We start from the raw sequence: 17,608 nt of genomic DNA, 5'->3' as shown, positions 1-17,608 counted from the left end.
TGGGGGAGCTCAGCGCGCTCGAGTTATTACCTTGAAGACCATCCCATTGTATACTTCGCTGTCCTCGCCCAATTTGACGCCTCTCCTGGCGTCGATCGCCGCCACGAACTTCTCGGCTAGCTCTGTGTGGACGAGCCTGGCAACCTCTCGGACCGTGGAGCCTTCGCGGACTAGGAATACGTCGGGCAGGATTCTGCCCTCACCGTCGGTCAGCTTCTCGGCGTTCTCTACCGGGAAGACCGCCACGTACCTCGCGACCTCGAACACTAGCTTCTCGATCGCTTGCTGGACCCCCGTCGAACCGTAAATCTCAAGGACGCGCCTCTTCACGTACTCCAGCGCCCTCCTCTGAGCTTCGCTCAATCTCCCAGACTCTCTAACGACGAAGGAACCTTCGCCGGGCACGTAGTCTATTAGGCCGGCTGCCCACGCCCTCTTCAGCGCTAGCTCTGCCTGAGCCGAGGCCGGCACCACTAATATATCCGAGAAGGCTCCTCTCAGCCTCTCTAGACCCTCCTTCGCTTCAGGCAAATCGGCCTTATTGGCGACAATGAGGAGAGGCTTGCTCACAGCTCTGAGCTCCCTAGCGAATCTCAGCAGGTCGTCTCGTGTCCACTCGCTCAGCCTCTTCTTTTCGAGCGCCGAGCGTCTGAGAGCCTCGGAGGCGTGGACCCGCTTGACTCCAAGACCAGAGAGCCTCTCGGCTATGGCCTCGGCCGGATCGATCGCTTGGCTTTCGACCTTCGTGATCAATCTCCTCCAGTCGCTCGCTAGGATGCCCGCGAGCCAATGAGCCACTTCGTCCAATATCGTCGCAGCCTCCTCGGCCGGATCGCTCGAGCCGGGTGGCAGAGGGTTGCCGCTATCGTCGGTGGCCCCCGCCGCATCGATCACAAGAAGCAACGCGTCGGCCTTCCTCAAGTCGTCGAGAAATTTATTGCCGAGGCCGCGCCCTTCATGCGCTCCTCGTATGAGGCCCGCGACATCGATGAGCTCGACCGGGACGAACCTCGTGCCGCGGAGGCAGAAACCCGTTCTGGGCTCGCAGGACGGCAAGCCCAGCTCCGCGTGGGGGCAGCGCACCCTCACGTAGCCTATTCCGATATTTGGATTTATCGTGGTGAAGGGGCGATTCGATATCTCCGCGTTAACTAGAGTGGCGGCAGAGAAGAACGTAGTCTTACCAACGTTGGTCTTACCGATGACGCCGATCAGCGGAGGTCTATAATTCGTCAAATCTCAGTCAGGCCTCCCTCCCAGCTCTTCAAAGACCCTCAGCTCCTCGCTTTCCTTGAGCTCCACGCCGGCGAGCCTCTCCATGAGGAAGATCGCCCCCCTCCCCATGGAGTTTATTCTATGTTGTATGTGCGCGTGCTCTATGCCGTAGACCTCCACTCTAGCGAGCGTCCTGAGGGAGTTCATCAAGAAGCGCGCCTTCCTCTTCAGGCTCGAGGGAGAATCCATCTGAGCGCGACGAAGAGCGGTCGCGGGCTTCGGCACGAAGGGATTGAGAGACACCCTGACCCTCTTGGGGTCTCTCCCAAATATCTCGTACACTTCCCTCACCTGTTTCACGATCTCGAGCAGATCCCTCTCCTCTTCGCCGGGTAGTCCGAACATATAGTAGAGCTTGATATTTAGACCCAAGGAGCTCGCAGTCCTCGCGACGCTAATCAGAGAGTCCTCGGGGGTGACCTTCCCTATCGCTCTCTGTAGCTCCGGCACTGGGGTCTCGGGTGCTATAGTCACGAGCCTCTGGCCTGCTGCCTTGATCAGCTCGAGCCTCCTCTCGTTGAGCGTGTCGACGGAGCAGCTCGGCACGCTGGCTTGGAGCCCTTGCTCGACCACGTATTCGAGCAGTTCCTCGCCTCGGTGGGAAGCGAAGAGACTCAGCGCGTAGATCGCCACCTTACCTACTCTGTTGACCCTTGGACCCACCTCGATTAGCTCAAGGAGCTTCTCGAAGGGTCTCTCTCTTCTGGGCTTCGTTATAGAGCCCTCGAGGCAGAACCAGCACGATCGGTGACAGCCTCGCGAAGGCTCTAACATGAAGGCTCTGCCCCAAATGGGCTCTTCGTCTAGGCACTGAATCTGCTCGATGGGGTGAAAGGCCTCGCCGAGATCCTCGACCACCTCGATTTCGGCCTCTTCCTTCAACTCGGGCACCCAGGCGCCTCGAGCAACCGATAATGCCTCGAGCCTCTCGCGCTTGTCTCTCGACGAGAGCAAAGCATCGACGAGCACTTCGACGAGCCTCTCGCCTTCTCCCCGGAAGACGACGTCAGCCACGTGATAGAGTGGTCGAGGGTCGGCCGTCGGCGAGGGGCCCCCGATAATTATGAGCGGATCGCTCTGTCTCCTCATCTCCCTCCTCGGATGTATCCCCGATCGCGCGAAGATCCCATAGATCTTCGGATAGTCCAGCTCGTACGTCGCCGTCACGAGGATCGCGTCGAACTTCCCGAGCTCGGTCCCGGTCTCGATGCTCCTGACTACTTCCCCCTCATTGACCGCCCTCTCGGCGTAGACGCGGTCCAACTCGTTCAACGCGTAATAGAGCACTTGGAGGCCGAGGCTCGATAGAGAGGCCCTATACGTCGATGGATATAAAATGCAGACCCTAACGTCGAACTTCTTCTTGCGGACTACATTGAGCTCTCTGCGTCTCACTCTGTTTGCTCACCTCCCTCGGCGCGATGTCGCGCCTCTGGTAGCACTTCATCACGACGCGGTCCGGGACATCTCTATCGACGATGCAGCCCGCTCCTATCCACGCGCCGGCCCCGATCTTGACCCCGGGCATTATCGATACGTTGACTCCCGTTTTAGCGCCGCCTCCTATCACCGCTCCTAGCTTCTTCAATCCCGTCGAGACGAGTCTACCGCGGAGAACCGAGCGCACCGGCGCCTCGTCGTGCCTGAGGTTAGCCGTTATCGTGCCGGCTCCCAAATTTGCTCTTTCTCCTACAACGCTGTCGCCAACGTAGTTTAGATGAGGAGCTCGAGCCCCCTCCAACATGACGGAGGCCTTGATCTGTGACGCGAAACCCACCTTGGCCCCGGAGCATATCACCGTTGGACCTCTCAAGTGCGAGAAGGGGCCTATCGAGGCCCCCCGTCCTACGTAGATGGGAGGCTCCAACGCGCTGGGCTCTTCGATGCGCGCCTCCCCCTCTATAATTACGCAATCTTCTGGTTCCTCGCCGCGCCTCTCGCACTCGTGGAGCAGAGCTTCTCTGTTGACCTCTAGGTAATCCCAGGGAGTACCCACGTCTCTCCACGCGCCGACCGGTATTTCCATCACCTCGACGTCCGTCTTCGCGGCCAATGCATTGATCGCGTCGGTTAGCTCTACCTCACCTCGCGGCGAGGCCCCAAGCCCCTTCAAGGCTTTTCTCAGCTCGTCCGCTTCCGCGTAGAGTAAGCCAGCGAAGACGAGGCCCCCTCGCCTCTCGGGGGGCTTCTCGGAGATCTTGACGAGCCTCCCAGCCGAGTCAACGCTCACCTCTCCGTAGAGGCTGACGTCCTCGACTCTGGCCGCGACTACGAGCTGAGCGCTAGACGAGGAGATCTTCTCGATGATGGAGGAGTAAACGCTCGGCTTGACGTAAACATCGGAGTATACGACCACGACCTCGCCGCTCCGCTCTCCTAGCGCGAGCCTGACGGCATCGCCTGTTCCCAATTGCACTGGTTGATACACAGGCCTGGCGATAGCGCCGAGCTCCTGCGCGGTCTTCAACACGCTCTCCGCGCCCGCTCCCACTACGAGGTCTACCTCGGCGATGCCCGCGCTCTTCAGGGCCTCGATATGGTGTTGTAACAGCGGCCTACCGAGGACCGGGAGCAGAGGCTTAGGTCTCGTGGAAGTGAGAGGCCACAGCCTCTCTCCGCGTCCGGCGGCCAGTATCACGGCCCGCGTTCTCAAGTCACGTCGTCGACCTCCAACGACTCCGGGCTCAACACGAGCTCGAGCAAGCCGAGGGCTGTCGGCAGAGCGTACTCCGTGGACAGGGTAATGCCCGGGGCGACATCTATGACGAGCGAGGCGAATCTGTAGATGCCGCCGGGGACCCCCTCTCTAGAGCCCAAGAGCAGCACGGGCCTTGACCTCCGCGACAACAAATTCCGGAGCTCTCCCGCCACCTCCGACACGAATCTGCCCTCGGGCTCCAGCACAATGATCGGGTGATTGCGCAACATCCTGACTAGCTCGTGCATCTCGTAGACGTGGATCCTGGTCATGTGCACGTCGCGCCCGTAGCTCTTGACCTGGACCTCGTACCTCGACTTTATGCCGTCCATCACGCCCTTGATGAAGTAGGCGAGCGGGGCGGCGGGCACAGGCTTGATTAGCGCCACGTAGTAATCGCCCACCTCGTAATTCTGGAGCCCACGCCCCACTCTGGTGCCCATGACGTATGAGGATCTCTCGTCTCCAAGGTAGGGCTCTTGGGCTATGATGAGTCTTCTGAAGAATTTATAGAAGGGGGGCTTGGCTTTGAGCATCTTCCCGCGAAGCTGCGACGAGTCGACCACGCTTACGAGAGCCACGTCGCTCAGCACGTTGATTAGCACGACCTTGTCCGGGCTCTCCAAGTCCACGCTGGCGCCCGTCCTGCGTTGCACCTCGGCCCCGACTCTCACGTTGACGTCCAGGCTCGTGAAGGGGTGAGAGCCTCGCCTCACGGTTCTAACCGCGAACTTCTCGTCTCTCTTCAGGCGGAGCTCGGCCTGGCGAGCCGCCGCCTCGGCTATTCTCTCCGGCGAGGCTTCTACGCATTCGTGGATGGGAAAGGCTTTCTCGACGTGGCTCGTGGCCCTGAGCACCTCGCCGGCCAAGTCCTCGGCGCTCCCCGTGGCTCGGTGCACGAGAAGCAGTCCGCGGAAACCGCGCGGCGACTCTAAGACCTCGACGCCTTCTATCGACTCCTCAATGAAGCTAGCTGCGACGCTCTCCATGCCCACCGGAGTCGTGGCGAGCACCTTGAACCTGCAGAGGTCATACGGCAAGCCGAGGATCTTCCCAAGGAAACGCGGGCGCCGACCACGCATTAATAATATGTCGCTCACTTGATCGCGGTCGAGTAGGGCGTCACGACGGCTTTCCGCGGTCCCTCAGGGGTGGGGACCTCTAAGAGCTTGGACTTATAGATTTCGACTCTCCTCAGCGGATAAATCTTCTTGGCTTGTTCGAAGATCTCCGTTGCCAGTTTATCGAAGAGCATAGACTGCACGAATTCATCGAGCGTTTGCTCGCTCGCTCTGCGCTCAATCAGCTGTCTCATTATGGCTCGGATGGCCCTCTTCTGGCTCGTCTTGCATCTGAAGGAGGTGAAGGCCAGAGCTGTGACGCGAAGCGCGTAGCCCTCCTTAGTCCTCACATCGAGTATGCCCTGGATTTTGCTGCTCTTACGCCTCGTGAGGACTTTTATGTAATCTCTCGCCAGCTCGTGGCTCTTAAACATCGTGCGCGCCTCGTCGCCCTCGACGCTTATCACCTGGAACTTGAGCTTGACGTGTATCCGCGTATAATCTCCTGTTATGTCATAGAGCGAGACCTCGATGACGCGCCCCAACAATTTCTGCGGGTCGTCGGATGGCGTGGTGCCAATGACCACTCCACCGAAGGCGGGAGGAGCCGTAACCACGTACCATTTCTTCGCTCTCTTCTTCTCTCGCGCAGTCGCTCTCTGCGACATCGCGGAGTCTCCTCGATCGCTCCCTCAAGCGATATCGCATCTCGCTCGGGTCGGATTAAAGAGAATTTCTATCCTCGCCGCGGTGACTCGCGCCAGAAGCGCCGAGCGCCTCGAGAGCTGCGCCGAGCTTCTCGAGGAAATCGTCCACCGCGGACCTAGCGCTGAGCAGAGCACGCCTCGGGCACTCAACCGCGAAGACGACGGAGACCCCCTCAACGCTCTGACGCATACGGAGGAGAGGGGCCTCAGTCGTGTCCGGGAGAAGCGATAGGTGTAAACTGCGCGCGAGTCTCTCGTCTCCAACGGAGATTCTCACAACGATTCTGGTCGAGCTCGCCACCATAAGATTTCGACCTCAACGAGCCCCGACCTCGACGAGCATCGGGCTAGAGGCCAGCTCGCTCAACCTCAATCCTCTCAAAGCCTCCGGCTCGGTTCTCGCGAGCTCCGCCTTCGACGTGTACAGCGCCGAGCCCTGCTTGCACGCGACGAGCTCGTCCTCGCTCGCGACCCCTAATCGCCTGAGAACTTCGGATAACATCGAGTAGGGAAGCAGAGGCTCGCTGCACTCGAAGACTCTGAAGCGGATCTTCCCAATGGAGATCCTCTCGAGCTCGCTCGATGAGGAGATCCTCCCGCTCAGCTCGCAGAGCTCCTCGAAGGCTTCTAGGTAGTTGGAGCGGAGGAACTCCACGTCGCTGGAGGCCACGGAATAGAGTAGAACCCCAGGGTCCACCTCGATTAGCACATCGAGAGCCGTAGCCAACTCCCTGAGGTCGAGCTCACGATCGCCGAAGCTGACCGTGGCGAAGAGCGATCCGAGGCTAGCGCTCTTGCCGACGCGCAGAGCTGCGCCGACCTCCTGGAGAAGGGCCTTCAGAGAATCCTGGCTCTGGTCTATTGGCGGCTTCGAGGGATCGAGCCCGAGCCTTCTGAGCTTCTCCGCCAATTTCCCGGGCTCTTCGCAGCTGAACCCGCGGAAGAATGGCCTGATGGTCCTGCGCACCGACTCGACGGCCGCGAGAGAGTCTGCCTGGTAAAAAGGCAGGAACTTCTCTCTCACCGAGACGCCTCTCATAGCCTTGAGCGCGTCCCTGAGAGGCTTGCCCACCTCAATGTAATCGGAGTGATCCTGAAGCGAGCTCGCCGCGGTGAACTTCTCGACATCGCCGATGACGCCGAGCTCCTCTAACAAAGCGAGAGCTACGAAAGGTAGAGGAAGAGCGGAGCTAGCCGCGGCTTGAGGAGTCGAGCCCGAGCTCAAGAGTCTGGCAGAGCTGCCGCTGCTCGAATCCTCGAGGCGTAGCGTTGGAGCATTGCCGCCAGTTTCGACCGAGAAGTCGAAGGAGACGGCGATGAGCTCCAGCTTCGCTTGCAGAGCGCCGGCCATGATGAGAGAAGAGGTGGCGCACCTACGAGTTGGGAGAGCAGATATCACGAGGGACTTAGACTCGCTCAGAGCCTCAGAGAGGGCTCGAGCTAAGCTAGAGACTTCGGCTCTCACTAGGGAGAGAGGATCGTCAAGTCTCGCTCTCAAGAAGGGCGCCTCACGATAAAGACTGCACCAAGATTTTCGCTCTATCGGGATCGTACGACCAATCGGTTGGCAGCTTTCCCACGCGCTTGTAATACTTGACGAGCCTTCTAATTTTCGATTCTATCTCTATCAGTCCTCTTTTAGAGTGTAGATCCTTTGGATGCTCATCGAGGTGCCTCCTCAAGTTGACGGCCCTCTTCATGAGGTTTAAGAGGTCTTCGGGGATAGGCGGCGCGAGCCCCCTCTCTTCTAGAATTTGGGTCACGGTCTTACCCGTGATTGGCTTGACCAGCGGCACCCCATATTGATCGCGGAGTATTATCCCTATCATAGAGGGGCCGTAGCCTCTCCTTGCCAGCTCCGCTACGAGCTCTTCCAGCTCTCCGGGCTCGTACCTTATCCACTTAGGGACGCCTAGCCTAGCAGGCCTGGTGCTCTGCGAGCGCCCTTTCTCTCTCCTCTTATTCAACGAGGCCCACGCTCTCTCTCACGTCACAGCGCTTCGCTGGGGTGAACTCGGGGTAGGCGATTTTTTAACTTTGGCTTGTCCTCTTCTTCAGCCACTCAGCCATTAGCCGAAGCGCCGCAGCCCTGTGGCTCACGGCGCACTTCTCCTCTATGCTCATCTCGGCGAAGGTCCGCGTATCCCCCTCGGGCACGAAGATTGGGTCGAAGCCGAAGCCCGACGAGCCTCTAGCCTCGCTCGCTATAGTGCCGCGCACTGTTCCGATGAACACCTTCTCGATCGGAGGGCTGAGAAGCGCGACGGCGGAGACGAAGTTGGCCCTCCTATCGGCCACCCCCTTCATGAGCTTGAGCACCCCCTCGACTCCTATGGTCTCGTAGGCGTAGCTGCTGAAGGGACCCGGAAAGCCGCGCAGGCTATCAATGAAGAGCCCCGAGTCCTCAACTATGAGGGGCTTTCTGACGCGGGCGTAGGCGAGCTTAGCAGCTAGGAGCGAGATTCGCGCAATGTCTCGCGACTGTAGTTCTATTTTCTCTGCCGGGACCTGAACTATCTCTATCCCATAGCTCGAGAGCACTAAGCGGGCCTCGGCGACTTTGTGAGGATTAGACGTCACGAACGCCAGCCTCGTGGAAGACACCGGTTAACACCACCACGTGCTGCTATCGTCAGCGAGCCTTTAATGCGGCCCTTCGGTAGAAGAGGGGCCTCGAGCGCTCGAGCGGGGCACAGAGTGCGCAGAGGCTCGCGGCGGGCGAGAAGGGCTTGAGCTCGAGGGAGGACCTGGAGGAAATAGCGATCCGCGCGGCCAGAGGAACCACGCTCCTGCTCGGCGGCAACGCGCTCGCGACCGCAATCAACGCTCTCGCGGCGATCATCGTGGCCAGGCTCCTTGGACCGGAGCTCTACGGAGTATACGCGCTCGCGCTGCTGCCGGCCTCGCTCCTAGCGCTCTTCACGGACTTCGGCGTGACGCCAGCGCTGACTTGGCGCTCTTCGAGGCTCCTAGCCGAGGGCAGAGCGGAGGAGGTGTCGGAGAGGCTGCTCGCCGGCCTCGCTCTGAAGCTCGCGAGTCTATTGCCCGCGACGCTGTTCTGCGCCCTCATCCCCGGAGAGCTAGCCTCGATCATCTCAGGGAGACCGGAGCTAGCGCCTCTAGTGCGAGTGGCGTCTCTCACCATATTCTTCATCGGGCTCCACGGGACCTTGGCATCCGTGGCGATAGGTTTGAGGATGACGGATCTCAACGCGAAGCTGCAACTCTATCAGGCCTCCTCTAAGGCCGTCCTCTCGCCGGCGCTGATCCTGGTCGGGCTTGGAGTTGGAGGGGCGATAGTAGGTCACTTGGCTAGCTTCGCGATCTCCTCGTCGGCTGGCCTCCTGGCTCTGCGTCGGAAACTCGCGAGGCTTAGCTCGGAGCGCCGCGCACCTTCCCAAGTCGACGAGATCTTACGCGTCGTTAAGAGCTACGGCTTCCCGCTCTATCTTTCCTCGTTAGGAGGGAGCCTGGTCGACATGTACCTCGGAGTAGTGCTGGCCCACGCGGCGAGCGAGCGCGAGGTCGGGAGCTACAGAGCCGCCGTGAACTTCGGCTCTTTGATCTCCCTGGCCTCAGGCCCCATAGCTGGAGCTCTCTTCCCGGAGTTCGCTGCGCTCCACTCCCGCGGGAACTCGAACGCGGCCTCGAGGGTCTTCAGCAACGCGGTCAGGTACTCCTCGATGGTTGTAACTACGCTGGCAGCTCTCGTAGCTTTAACATCGCGCGACCTCGTAACCTTGGTCTATGGACCTCAGTACGCGGAGGCCTCAATGATCCTTTCTCTCTACGCGCTTCTCTACGTCTACTCGCTGTTCGGCCAGGCCGTGCTCGGGAGCTTCCTCAGCGGCCTCGGCGACGCGCGCTCTCTCCTCGGGAGCTCGCTATCCTACGCGTTCATCGCCGTCCCCCTGGCGCCTCTCCTAACGCGGAGTTCAGGAGCCATCGGATTGGTGGCGACGATCTTGATTGCCAACGTGGCCTCTCTGCTCTACGGCCTCAGCCGCGCTCGAGCTAGATTCGGTGCTCGCGTTAACGTAGAGGCGGCCTCTCGCGTAGCTGCGTCTACCGCGGCCTCTCTCCTCGCCGCCGCTTTGGTCTACGCGTTCGCGGAGCCGGGCTTCCTGAGGCTCTCCGCCACGGCTCTCGTGTACTTCGGGGCCCTCGCACTCTTCCTCCCACTCACCGGAGCTCTTCGCTCGAGCGACATCGCGCTGCTCAGAGCTCTGTCGCCCTCGCTCGGCCCTCTCGGCCCTCTGCTCGAGCGGGCGCTAGACTACGAGGATAAGGTCGTTTCCTTGATCGCCAGGCTCGAGAGGAGCGGGAGCAGATGATTGTGGTGGTCACGGGGACCCCGGGCACCGGCAAGACCCTCGTATCGAGAAGGCTCGAGGAGAGGCTCGGTGCGTGCGTCGTGAACGTGGCGAGGCTCGCGCTGGAGAGAGAGCTCGTCGTGGACTACGACTTCGAGCGCGAGACCAGCACGATTGACGAGCCTAAGCTGAGAATCGAGCTGCTGCGAGAGATCGAGCTCGCTAAGCGGAGGGGCTGCGAGCTGCTGGTCATCGATACGTCTCAACCCTGTCTCCTTCGTGGCGCCTTGGTAGACCTCGTATTGGTCCTGAGAGCGAGACCCGAAGTCCTCGAGGTTAGGCTGAGAGAGCGTGGCTGGCCGCGCATTAAGATAGAAGAAAACGTAGAGGCCGAGCGCGCTGGCGTCGTAGCTTCGGAGGCCTTGGAGTGTCTCGGGGAGAGAGTCGTGGAGGTGGACAGCGAGCGCCCCGAAGCTCTCGAGCAGATCGTGGAACTGATATCGGAGCTCCTCGAGGAAAAATTTTCATATCCGCTAGGTGGCGGAGAACGTTGAGGCGCCTCTAAGACGAGGGCTCGATGCATTCGATGCGCATTTGGATAGACCATGGCAAGATCTGGGAAGCGGCTACGATGTTAGAGGGGATCTTACGGAAGCTCCCAATAGACCAATTCGATGACACGCGTTACTATCCCTCACCGAGAGCGCCGGCCAGTCTCATTGTCTCGTATTTCCTCGCTATGGTGGCGATAGACCACAGGCTCGGGACCTGGACCGCGCGCTACGAGGGTTATGTAGAGGGCGAGCTATATCGGGGAGCGGACCTTCTCTACAGGTTGGGAGCGCGGAAGCTCAACGAGGACCCGGACTTCTTCGCGGCCGAGAGGCTGGCCAAGATCACTGTGAGCGAGGCGGCCGACTGGCTGGGGGCCAGAGCGGGGGGAGAGGTCAGGCTGCCGCGCGACCTCGAGAGGAGAGTCGCGCTGCTTAGGGATCTAGGAGCGAAGCTCGAGGCCCTCTACGAGGGCGACTCGTTGCTCTTGCTGAGAGCCTCTGGTGGTTACTTGAGGCGCGGAGTGGGGGAAGGGCTCATCGATAGGCTCAAGGTCTTCGTCGCATATCAGGATCCTGTCGAGAAGAAGGCATTCCTCCTAGCTAAGTTCCTCGATCGGAGGCTATCACCTTTCAAGGACTCTCACAACAAGGAAGTTCCTGTCGACAATCACCTCTCCAGGATCGCTCTGCGAGTTGGACTGATCCGACTGGACCAGGCCACTATGGAGAAGATCTCGCGTGCAGGCGAGTTCGAGGCACACGAGGACGTCCTCCTTAGAATGGCCTCTAGAGTAGCATACAAGAAACTAGCGGGGGCCTGTGGAGCCGACCCCTTCGTGCTCGACGACTTCCTGTGGAAGTTCGGAAGGACTTGTTGCACGCGCGAAGCCCCCATCTGTAGGCCTAGGCGTGACGAGAAGCCGGAGCTCCGCGAGCCTCGCTGCGAATGGGAAGTCTGCCCCTTGGCCGAGATTTGCGCCGCTGCCTCGGATCCGGCTCTTTTGGTGCCGGAGCACAACTTCACGGACACGTGGTGGTACTAGCGCGCTGTGTTTTGGTCCAGCGAGGACGACCTAGGCCCTGAGGCCCTGAACTCTGCGCATCTTGCCCACCGAGAAGAAGGTCCTGCCAGAGCCGTGAAGCAACGTGCTCGTCTTGCTCATGTTCCAGCCGTATCTCTCGAAGAGGTCCGATCTCACCCAAACGCGCTCCACTCTTAACAAGTAAAAGATCGTGTCTCCCGCGTCGAGCTTCGACTCGACTCGGCACTCGAGCGAGGCGAGAGCGTCGAGCCACCTTGGAGCCCTCACGGCCTCGCCTCGCGCCAACCTCAAGCCGAACCTCGCGGGTTTATCGACATCGCGTCCCGAGACGGTCCCGAGACTGTAGACCAGCTCGGCTTGCTCGAAGCTCGGGACATTAACTGTGGCCTCTCCAGCCTCGTCGAGGCACTCGCGGGTGAAAGAATTTTTGTCTACGGCCACGCCGATGCTGGGGGGCTCCTCGGCCACGGGAGTGACCCAAGAGGCCGGCATCGCGTTGACCTTACCGCTGGCGCAGATCGTCACGATAACCACAGTGGGCATGGGGTGTAGCACGTAGTAGAATTTCTCTCCCTCGGTCAGCGCGCGGAATCCCTCGCTCGAGCTCAAGAGATGCCGCCCACCTAAGCTTTGAGGGATCCGAATTAAGCGTTGCGCGCGGATCGGTGGAGCGCTCTTGACGCCAGAGCCACGACGACCCAGAGCAGCGCGATTCTCGCGAAGGCTACCCACTGGATAGGGCTCTCCCTAGTCCAGGGCCCATCGCACCCGACGCCCCACCTCTCGCAGAAGCTATCGTTATAAGGCCACAGCAGCATGATCGACGCGTTGAGCGCGTCTTGTGCCAATGCAACGTATAGCAGAGGCCTCGGCAGGACGAGGAAGAGAGGCGAGAAGAGAATGTTCATCTGGGGCGAGTACACGTAGGATAGACTGATGAACGCGGCGACGGGCAGAAAGTACAAGCTGATGGGAGTTCGAGCGTCGCGTTCATCCAACGACGACGCTAGATATACTCCGAGAGCGCCGGCCACTCCGATCGAGAGGATCACGGAGGCCCTTCTCCACATGGGGTCCCATAAATCGCCTATCGCCAACACGTAGAAGCAGTTCTCGCAGTACCAGTGCGCGTGGTGCTCGAGAAAAGTCTCTAGGCCGCGTGGGCATAAGATAAGGGCGACGAGCCCCACGAGAGCGAGGGGACTCAGAATGTGCAAAGCTCTAGCGGCGGCGCGAGCGCCCCCTCTTCTATAGGCGTCGACCAGTAGGCCCGGGAGCGCGGTGAGCGGGAGGAGCTTGGCCAAAGCCGAGAAGCTCAATGAGAGCGAGCTCCTCAGCTCCGACCCTCGGAGTAATAGCAACGCGCTCCACGTAGCGAGAGCGGTCGCTTGAATGTCCCAATTATAGAACAAGTAATAAATCATCGACGGTGAGGCCAGAGCGAGCCCCAGCGCTAACGGATCTGCAGCGATCAAGCGGTAGAAGCTTAACGCTGCTATTACGTAGAGAGCATAAAAGAGAGAACTCAAGGCGGCGTTGATGTCGAAGTGCACGCCGACTTTGCTCCAGAGGTCCTCGCCCCCCCACGCTTCGGCGGCGAGCGTGGACAGCCACCAGCTGAGCCCCACCAGGGGAGGGTACTCGAAGTGGTAATCGAAATAAGGGACACCCGGGTTGAGCTGTCGCCCCTCGAACCATCTCTCGGGCGACGAGTATATCGTGTAGTAGAGGGAGACGACATCGCTATAATGCGCGAGAGCTCTGGGGGAGTGCAGGACGTAGGACGCGCATAGGACCGCTGCGGCGAGGGCTGCCGAGCCCAGCGCGTCGCGGCGGATGAGCCTCACCTTAGAGCCCTCGGCCTCTCGATTAGCAGCGATAGCGCGCCAACGAGCACGGCGTCGTGGCCAAACGTAGATCGACGAAGCTCCGGTGTCTCGCGACCCATTGAGAAGAGCGGTAAGAGCTCTCGGAGCTTGCCGAGGAAATACTCTTCGTTCTCTAGGAACACGGAGCCCCCGAGAAAGATCACGGAAGGATCATATGTCGAGGAACAAGACGCCAGGCCGGCTGCGTGTATTCGCGAGAGCTCCTCGAGAAGTAAAAGGGCCACTCTATCCCCTCTCGACGCGAGTGCGAAGAGCTCTTCATAGCTCACCTCGCTCGATCTCGAGGATCTCCACAAAGGCGACGTCTTGAGGACCTCTGGGCTCAGTTTGCGCGCGAGCGCAGGAAGCGAACGAGGCAGATTGGCCCCCCCAGCTAGAGCCTCCCAGTGCCCGTAGCCTCCGCAGCCGCACGACACCTCGCTGGAGTAGTCGATGACGATGTGACCCACTTCGTGCGACCGCCCGCGTTGCCCGACGATCAGCTCTCCGTCGACCACGAAGCCTCCACCGATGCCACTGCTGATAGTGATGTAACCGAAGTCGCTCAGATCTCTGCCAGCTCCGAAGATCTTCTCGCCCCAGGCCGCCGCTAGACAGTCGTTGACCACCAAGACCTCGGTTCCCAGAGTTATCTCGAGCGGTTCCTTCACTCGGAAGGACTTGAGGGGAGCATTGGGGGCCCCTTCCACTCTGCCGTGCCGCGGATCCACGGGGCCTATGGAGCCTACGCCGATGCCGAGGATGCTCTCTCCCGCCGAGACGTCTAGGACAAGCTCGATCAGCGCTCTCTCGACGCTCTCGGGTCCCCCGCGCGGGAAGGGGATCACGCGCTTCCTATCTATCCTTGGCGGATCCCTCGAAGAGCAGGCTCTGATCTTGCTAGCCCCTATATCCAATCCAACGTAGAGGCCGCGCAAGACCTCACACCACGTCGCAGAGAAGCCCGAGGGCTTTGGCCGCTTCGTGAGCTCGCCGCAGCTCCTCTTTCGAGGGTCTCCTAGCTATTTCTCTGTACTTTTCCGGGTACCGCAATACGAGGTGCTCTGGCCTATACTGATCCATCACGTTGACGATTACTTTATCTCTCGGGAGATTCTTCGCCACCCATTCAAGTATTGGGATGGTGCAACACTCGACGTGGTTGGGCATGACGAGGTGTCTTATTATCATGTCGCCGCGCTCCACCGTCATGAGCAGGTTCCTGGTGACCACCTCGCGATATCTCTCGACCCCGCTAAGTCTAGCAGCGCACTCGTCGCTCCAATACTTGAAGTCGGGGAGCCACAAATCTATCACCTCCCCCAGAAGAGCCACGCTCTCCAGGCTCATGTAGTAGTTGCTGTTCCAAATCTGCGGGACGTTCGTCTCGAGAATCGTGAGGCTGGCCAATATGACGTGTAGGTTTGGCGTGGGCTCTCCGCCCACGTGATTGATATTCCTAGCGCCCGAGAGCCTGAGCTCGCGCTGTATTGAGGCTAGGAGGCTCGGGTTCGCCTGCTCGCCGTAGTAGGGGCGCTCCTGAGATATGTCGTAGTTCTGGCAGAAGACGCACTTGAAGGTGCAACCGCCGTAGAATATCGTCCCGCTCGGCACTAGCGGAGCCTCCTCGCCGACGTGGTGGAAGTAGCTCGCGACCACGGCTTCCCGGCCCATGCCGCAGACCCCGCGCCGCCCGATCGACCTATCGACGCCGCAGAGATTCTCGCAGAACCTGCAGCTCCGAAGCATGGCTCGAGCCAGCGTCGCCTTGACGTCGAGGAAACTGGTCTCGGGGCGCTCGAGTCCTTCTAGGGACTCCGAGTCCCGTATTCTCCTCCAAAGTTTATTGAACTCGGCGCTCAGCCTCTCGTGCAGTTTCCAGAGCTCATCGAAGCTCATCTCGGCGAAGTCGCGCGGAGCCTCGACGTACTTGGCTATCAAGAACTTGGCGGGCTTCGCGTCGCTCATGACGTCGTAGTACCAGGCCAGAGCCCTCCTGACCCTGTTATCGCGCCACACCACTAAGGCGTCAGGCCTCAGCGAGAACCACACACGGGCTGCACCTCGAGCGGCGGCTCTCGTCCTAGTCCAGTGAATTTAATACTGCCTCGAGGACTCAAATACATAGCTCCGCGAATGCGCTGATCCGCGGCAGCGGTGATGAGGTCTCGGGGAGCGCGATCTCGATGAGCGAGCGGTTATCCTGACTGAGCCGTGCGATGCGAGGAGAAGACGCTTGCGCGAAGCGCTGAAGTGGTGCGAGCGCGCACTTTTTGTCGGCATAGGCGGCGGAGGCGATGCGGTGTCGGCCGCTCTCCTAGCTCTCGCGGCGCGGAGGGAGGGCCTGAGCAGAACTTTCTTCGGGAGTGTGGTGTGGGAGCGCCTCCCCCGAGACCCTCTGCCGGGCCCCATACCTCTGTCGCAGTTGCGGGGAGCGACTACGTTGAGCCGAGGTCTGGCGATCTGCGAGGGAGGATGCTCGGCCGAGAGGGACGGGACACGCGTCGAGCCTCAAGCCTCTCTGGTGGCCGGAGCGCTTCGGGAAGGCGCGTACCTCTTCGACTTGAGCCTAGGAGTAGACGGAATGGTCTCGGGTCTGCGCGAGGCCTCTCGCCTCCTCGAGCTAGAGTGCGTCGTTGGGGTCGACGTGGGGGGCGACGTGTTGGCCGAAAGCGGTGAAGAGAACGCATGGTCTCCTCTCGCCGACTCTATCGGCCTCGCAGCTCTAGCTAGACTCGAACGCGAGAGAGGCCCCAGGGCCATCATAGCGGTTCACTCGCCCGGAGCCGACGGCGAGCTAGGGCCCGCGCGAGTCCTCGAGAGGGTCTCGTTAGTGGCTGAGAGAGGAGGCTATTTGGGGGCTCGAGGTCTGACAGCTCGCGACGCCGAGGTTCTCGAGAAGCTCCTCTCGGTAGCGAGCACGGAGGCGAGCGCTATGCAGCTGAGGGCCTTCCGCGGAGAGCGGGGCATCGCGAAGCTCAGAGGCAATAGGTTCGTGGAGCTATCTATCCTCCAAACTCTCACGTTCTTTCTCGAGGCGCGAGCTGTCTACGAGCTGTCCGACCTCGCAAAAAGCTTAATCGAGACCACCACGATCGAGGAAGCCAGAAGGAGACTGAACTCCCTAGGCGTCTACACGGAGCTCGACTTGGAGGAGGACGCGCGCTCCTTCCGTGAGGAGCGAGGCAGGTGGCCCACCGGTGAGGAGATCGCCGAGTTGAGGAGGATCGGGAGGAATAGAATCAGGAGACAAAAACAGATGCGAAGAGAGCAGAAAATTGGGGCTTAGCCAAGCCTCAGTCCTTGCTGCTCTTCTCTTCCTTCTCTTCTTCGAACTTCTTCTCGTCGAACTTCTTCTCTCCTTTCTCTTTCTCCAGCTTGCTGGCTGCTATCACGTCGTCGATTCTGAGTATCAGGGTCGCGGCCTCCATGCCGGCCTTTATCGCGTTTCTCTTTATGGCCGCGGCCTCGATGACGTTCTTCTCTAACATGTTGACTACTTCGCCGGTAAACACGTCGATCCCCATCCACTCGCCGCCCGGCTTGGCGTGGGCGCTCCTGAGCTTCATGATCATTTCGACGGCGTCGAAGCCCGCGTTCTCGGCGAGCGTGGCGGCGATGCTCTCGAGCGCTCTCGCGAAGGCCTCGACCGCGAGCTGCTCCTTTCCACCGACGGTCACGGCATACTCCTTGAGCCTCTTGGCCACCTCGATCTCAACCGCGCCGCCTCCTGCCACGATCTTGTTGTACCTGACCGCGTCAGCTACCGAGCTCAGCGCATCTCTGAAGGCCCTCTCCGCCTCATCGACGAGTCTCTCGAGCCCAGCCCTCACTAGTATCGAGACGCTCTTGAGGTTCTTCGCTCCAATGATGAACACCATCTTGTCCTCGCCGATCTTCCTCTCCTCCACGAGCTCGGCCTCGCCCAGGTCGGAGGGCTGCAGATCATCTATGTTCGAGATTATCCTCCCTCCGGTCGCCCTCTCGAGCTTCTCCATGTCGCTCCTCTTGACCCTCCTCACCGCGAGTATGCCCCTCTTGGCGAGGAAGTGCTGAGCCACGTCGTCTATCCCCTTCTGGCATATCACG

The 17,608-nt window shown here is 60.3% G+C and carries 18 protein-coding genes; 4 read left to right on the top strand and 14 right to left on the bottom strand.

Annotated features, from left to right (window positions below):
• Window positions 1–9: 9 nt before the first annotated feature.
• The 9 genes from QXU97_00090 to QXU97_00050 form a co-directional block, all read right to left on the bottom strand.
• Window positions 10–1,236 (bottom strand): redox-regulated ATPase YchF, encoded by a 1,227-nt coding sequence (locus QXU97_00090; GenBank protein ID MEM4035011.1) that lies wholly within the window; start codon window positions 1,234–1,236, stop codon window positions 10–12.
• A gap of 3 nt (window positions 1,237–1,239) precedes the next feature.
• Complete coding sequence (locus QXU97_00085; protein MEM4035010.1) at window positions 1,240–2,670, bottom strand: radical SAM protein; 1,431 nt, start codon at window positions 2,668–2,670, stop codon at window positions 1,240–1,242.
• The gene (locus QXU97_00080) at window positions 2,621–3,928 is read right to left on the bottom strand and encodes a sugar phosphate nucleotidyltransferase (protein MEM4035009.1); all 1,308 of its coding nucleotides are present in this window, start codon (window positions 3,926–3,928) and stop codon (window positions 2,621–2,623) included. The genes QXU97_00085 and QXU97_00080 overlap by 50 nt, the downstream gene beginning before the upstream one ends.
• A complete protein-coding gene (locus QXU97_00075) occupies window positions 3,925–5,013 on the bottom strand; it encodes an SPOUT family RNA methylase (GenBank protein MEM4035008.1) in 1,089 nt (362 codons plus the stop codon). Before QXU97_00075 ends, QXU97_00080 begins: the two co-directional genes overlap by 4 nt.
• A 56-nt stretch (window positions 5,014–5,069) precedes the next feature.
• Window positions 5,070–5,702 carry a 30S ribosomal protein S3ae gene (locus tag QXU97_00070; protein ID MEM4035007.1) on the bottom strand — a complete coding sequence of 211 codons (633 nt, stop codon included), beginning with the start codon at window positions 5,700–5,702 and terminating at the stop codon, window positions 5,070–5,072.
• A 55-nt stretch (window positions 5,703–5,757) separates the two neighbouring features.
• Window positions 5,758–6,045, bottom strand: coding sequence for a KEOPS complex subunit Pcc1 (locus QXU97_00065; protein MEM4035006.1), 288 nt, complete (start codon window positions 6,043–6,045; stop codon window positions 5,758–5,760).
• A gap of 12 nt (window positions 6,046–6,057) precedes the next feature.
• Window positions 6,058–7,239, bottom strand: coding sequence for a hypothetical protein (locus QXU97_00060; GenBank protein MEM4035005.1), 1,182 nt, complete (start codon window positions 7,237–7,239; stop codon window positions 6,058–6,060).
• A gap of 10 nt (window positions 7,240–7,249) precedes the next feature.
• Window positions 7,250–7,708 (bottom strand): 30S ribosomal protein S15, encoded by a 459-nt coding sequence (locus tag QXU97_00055; protein ID MEM4035004.1) that lies wholly within the window; start codon window positions 7,706–7,708, stop codon window positions 7,250–7,252.
• A 64-nt stretch (window positions 7,709–7,772) separates the two neighbouring features.
• Entirely contained in the window at window positions 7,773–8,345 is a 573-nt protein-coding gene (locus QXU97_00050) for an XTP/dITP diphosphatase (protein ID MEM4035003.1), read from the bottom strand.
• 125 nt (window positions 8,346–8,470) lie between these two features.
• Between QXU97_00050 and QXU97_00045 the strand changes: the two genes are divergently transcribed.
• From QXU97_00045 to QXU97_00035, 3 genes are read left to right on the top strand one after another with little or no spacing between them, the layout of a single operon-like run.
• Window positions 8,471–10,075, top strand: coding sequence for an oligosaccharide flippase family protein (locus QXU97_00045; protein MEM4035002.1), 1,605 nt, complete (start codon window positions 8,471–8,473; stop codon window positions 10,073–10,075).
• Entirely contained in the window at window positions 10,072–10,608 is a 537-nt protein-coding gene (locus QXU97_00040) for an AAA family ATPase (GenBank protein MEM4035001.1), read from the top strand. The genes QXU97_00045 and QXU97_00040 overlap by 4 nt, the downstream gene beginning before the upstream one ends.
• 23 nt (window positions 10,609–10,631) lie before the next feature.
• Window positions 10,632–11,651, top strand: a complete 1,020-nt coding sequence (locus QXU97_00035; GenBank protein MEM4035000.1) for a hypothetical protein — start codon at window positions 10,632–10,634, stop codon at window positions 11,649–11,651.
• Between the two features lie 30 nt (window positions 11,652–11,681).
• Here QXU97_00035 and QXU97_00030 read toward each other — a convergent pair whose 3' ends face one another.
• The 4 genes from QXU97_00030 to QXU97_00015 are packed head-to-tail and all read right to left on the bottom strand — an operon-like array spanning window position 11,682 to window position 15,571.
• Entirely contained in the window at window positions 11,682–12,260 is a 579-nt protein-coding gene (locus QXU97_00030; GenBank protein MEM4034999.1) for a flavin reductase family protein, read from the bottom strand.
• Between the two features lie 35 nt (window positions 12,261–12,295).
• Entirely contained in the window at window positions 12,296–13,498 is a 1,203-nt protein-coding gene (locus tag QXU97_00025; GenBank protein MEM4034998.1) for a hypothetical protein, read from the bottom strand.
• Window positions 13,495–14,457, bottom strand: coding sequence for an ROK family protein (locus QXU97_00020; protein MEM4034997.1), 963 nt, complete (start codon window positions 14,455–14,457; stop codon window positions 13,495–13,497). The genes QXU97_00025 and QXU97_00020 overlap by 4 nt, the downstream gene beginning before the upstream one ends.
• Before the next feature lie 4 nt (window positions 14,458–14,461).
• The gene (locus QXU97_00015; GenBank protein ID MEM4034996.1) at window positions 14,462–15,571 is read right to left on the bottom strand and encodes a radical SAM protein; all 1,110 of its coding nucleotides are present in this window, start codon (window positions 15,569–15,571) and stop codon (window positions 14,462–14,464) included.
• Between the two features lie 184 nt (window positions 15,572–15,755).
• Here QXU97_00015 and QXU97_00010 point away from each other — a divergent pair, with 184 nt between their 5' ends.
• Window positions 15,756–16,808 carry a DUF1152 domain-containing protein gene (locus QXU97_00010; GenBank protein MEM4034995.1) on the top strand — a complete coding sequence of 351 codons (1,053 nt, stop codon included), beginning with the start codon at window positions 15,756–15,758 and terminating at the stop codon, window positions 16,806–16,808.
• A 7-nt stretch (window positions 16,809–16,815) separates the two neighbouring features.
• On the opposite strand, the gene QXU97_00005 is transcribed toward QXU97_00010, so the two are convergent.
• Window positions 16,816–17,608 (bottom strand): TCP-1/cpn60 chaperonin family protein (locus tag QXU97_00005; GenBank protein MEM4034994.1); only part of this gene is annotated, 793 nt, incomplete at its 5' end.

The sequence above is a fragment of the Fervidicoccaceae archaeon genome (assembly GCA_038878695.1).
Taxonomy (GTDB): Archaea; Thermoproteota; Thermoprotei_A; order Sulfolobales; family Fervidicoccaceae; genus JAVZVD01.
The sequence above is the reverse complement of the archived record's forward strand: the minus strand, read 5'-3'. Positions and strand labels throughout refer to the sequence as shown.

Bases quoted from the DNA above. Each gene is read 5' to 3' on its own strand.
- QXU97_00065 (MEM4035006.1), bottom strand. From the start codon at position 6,045: ATGGTGGCGAGCTCGACCAGAATCGTTGTGAGAATCTCCGTTGGAGAC.
- QXU97_00040 (MEM4035001.1), top strand. From the start codon at position 10,072: ATGATTGTGGTGGTCACGGGGACCCCGGGCACCGGCAAGACCCTCGTA.
- QXU97_00035 (MEM4035000.1), top strand. From the start codon at position 10,632: ATGCATTCGATGCGCATTTGGATAGACCATGGCAAGATCTGGGAAGCG.
- QXU97_00070 (MEM4035007.1), bottom strand. From the start codon at position 5,702: ATGTCGCAGAGAGCGACTGCGCGAGAGAAGAAGAGAGCGAAGAAATGG.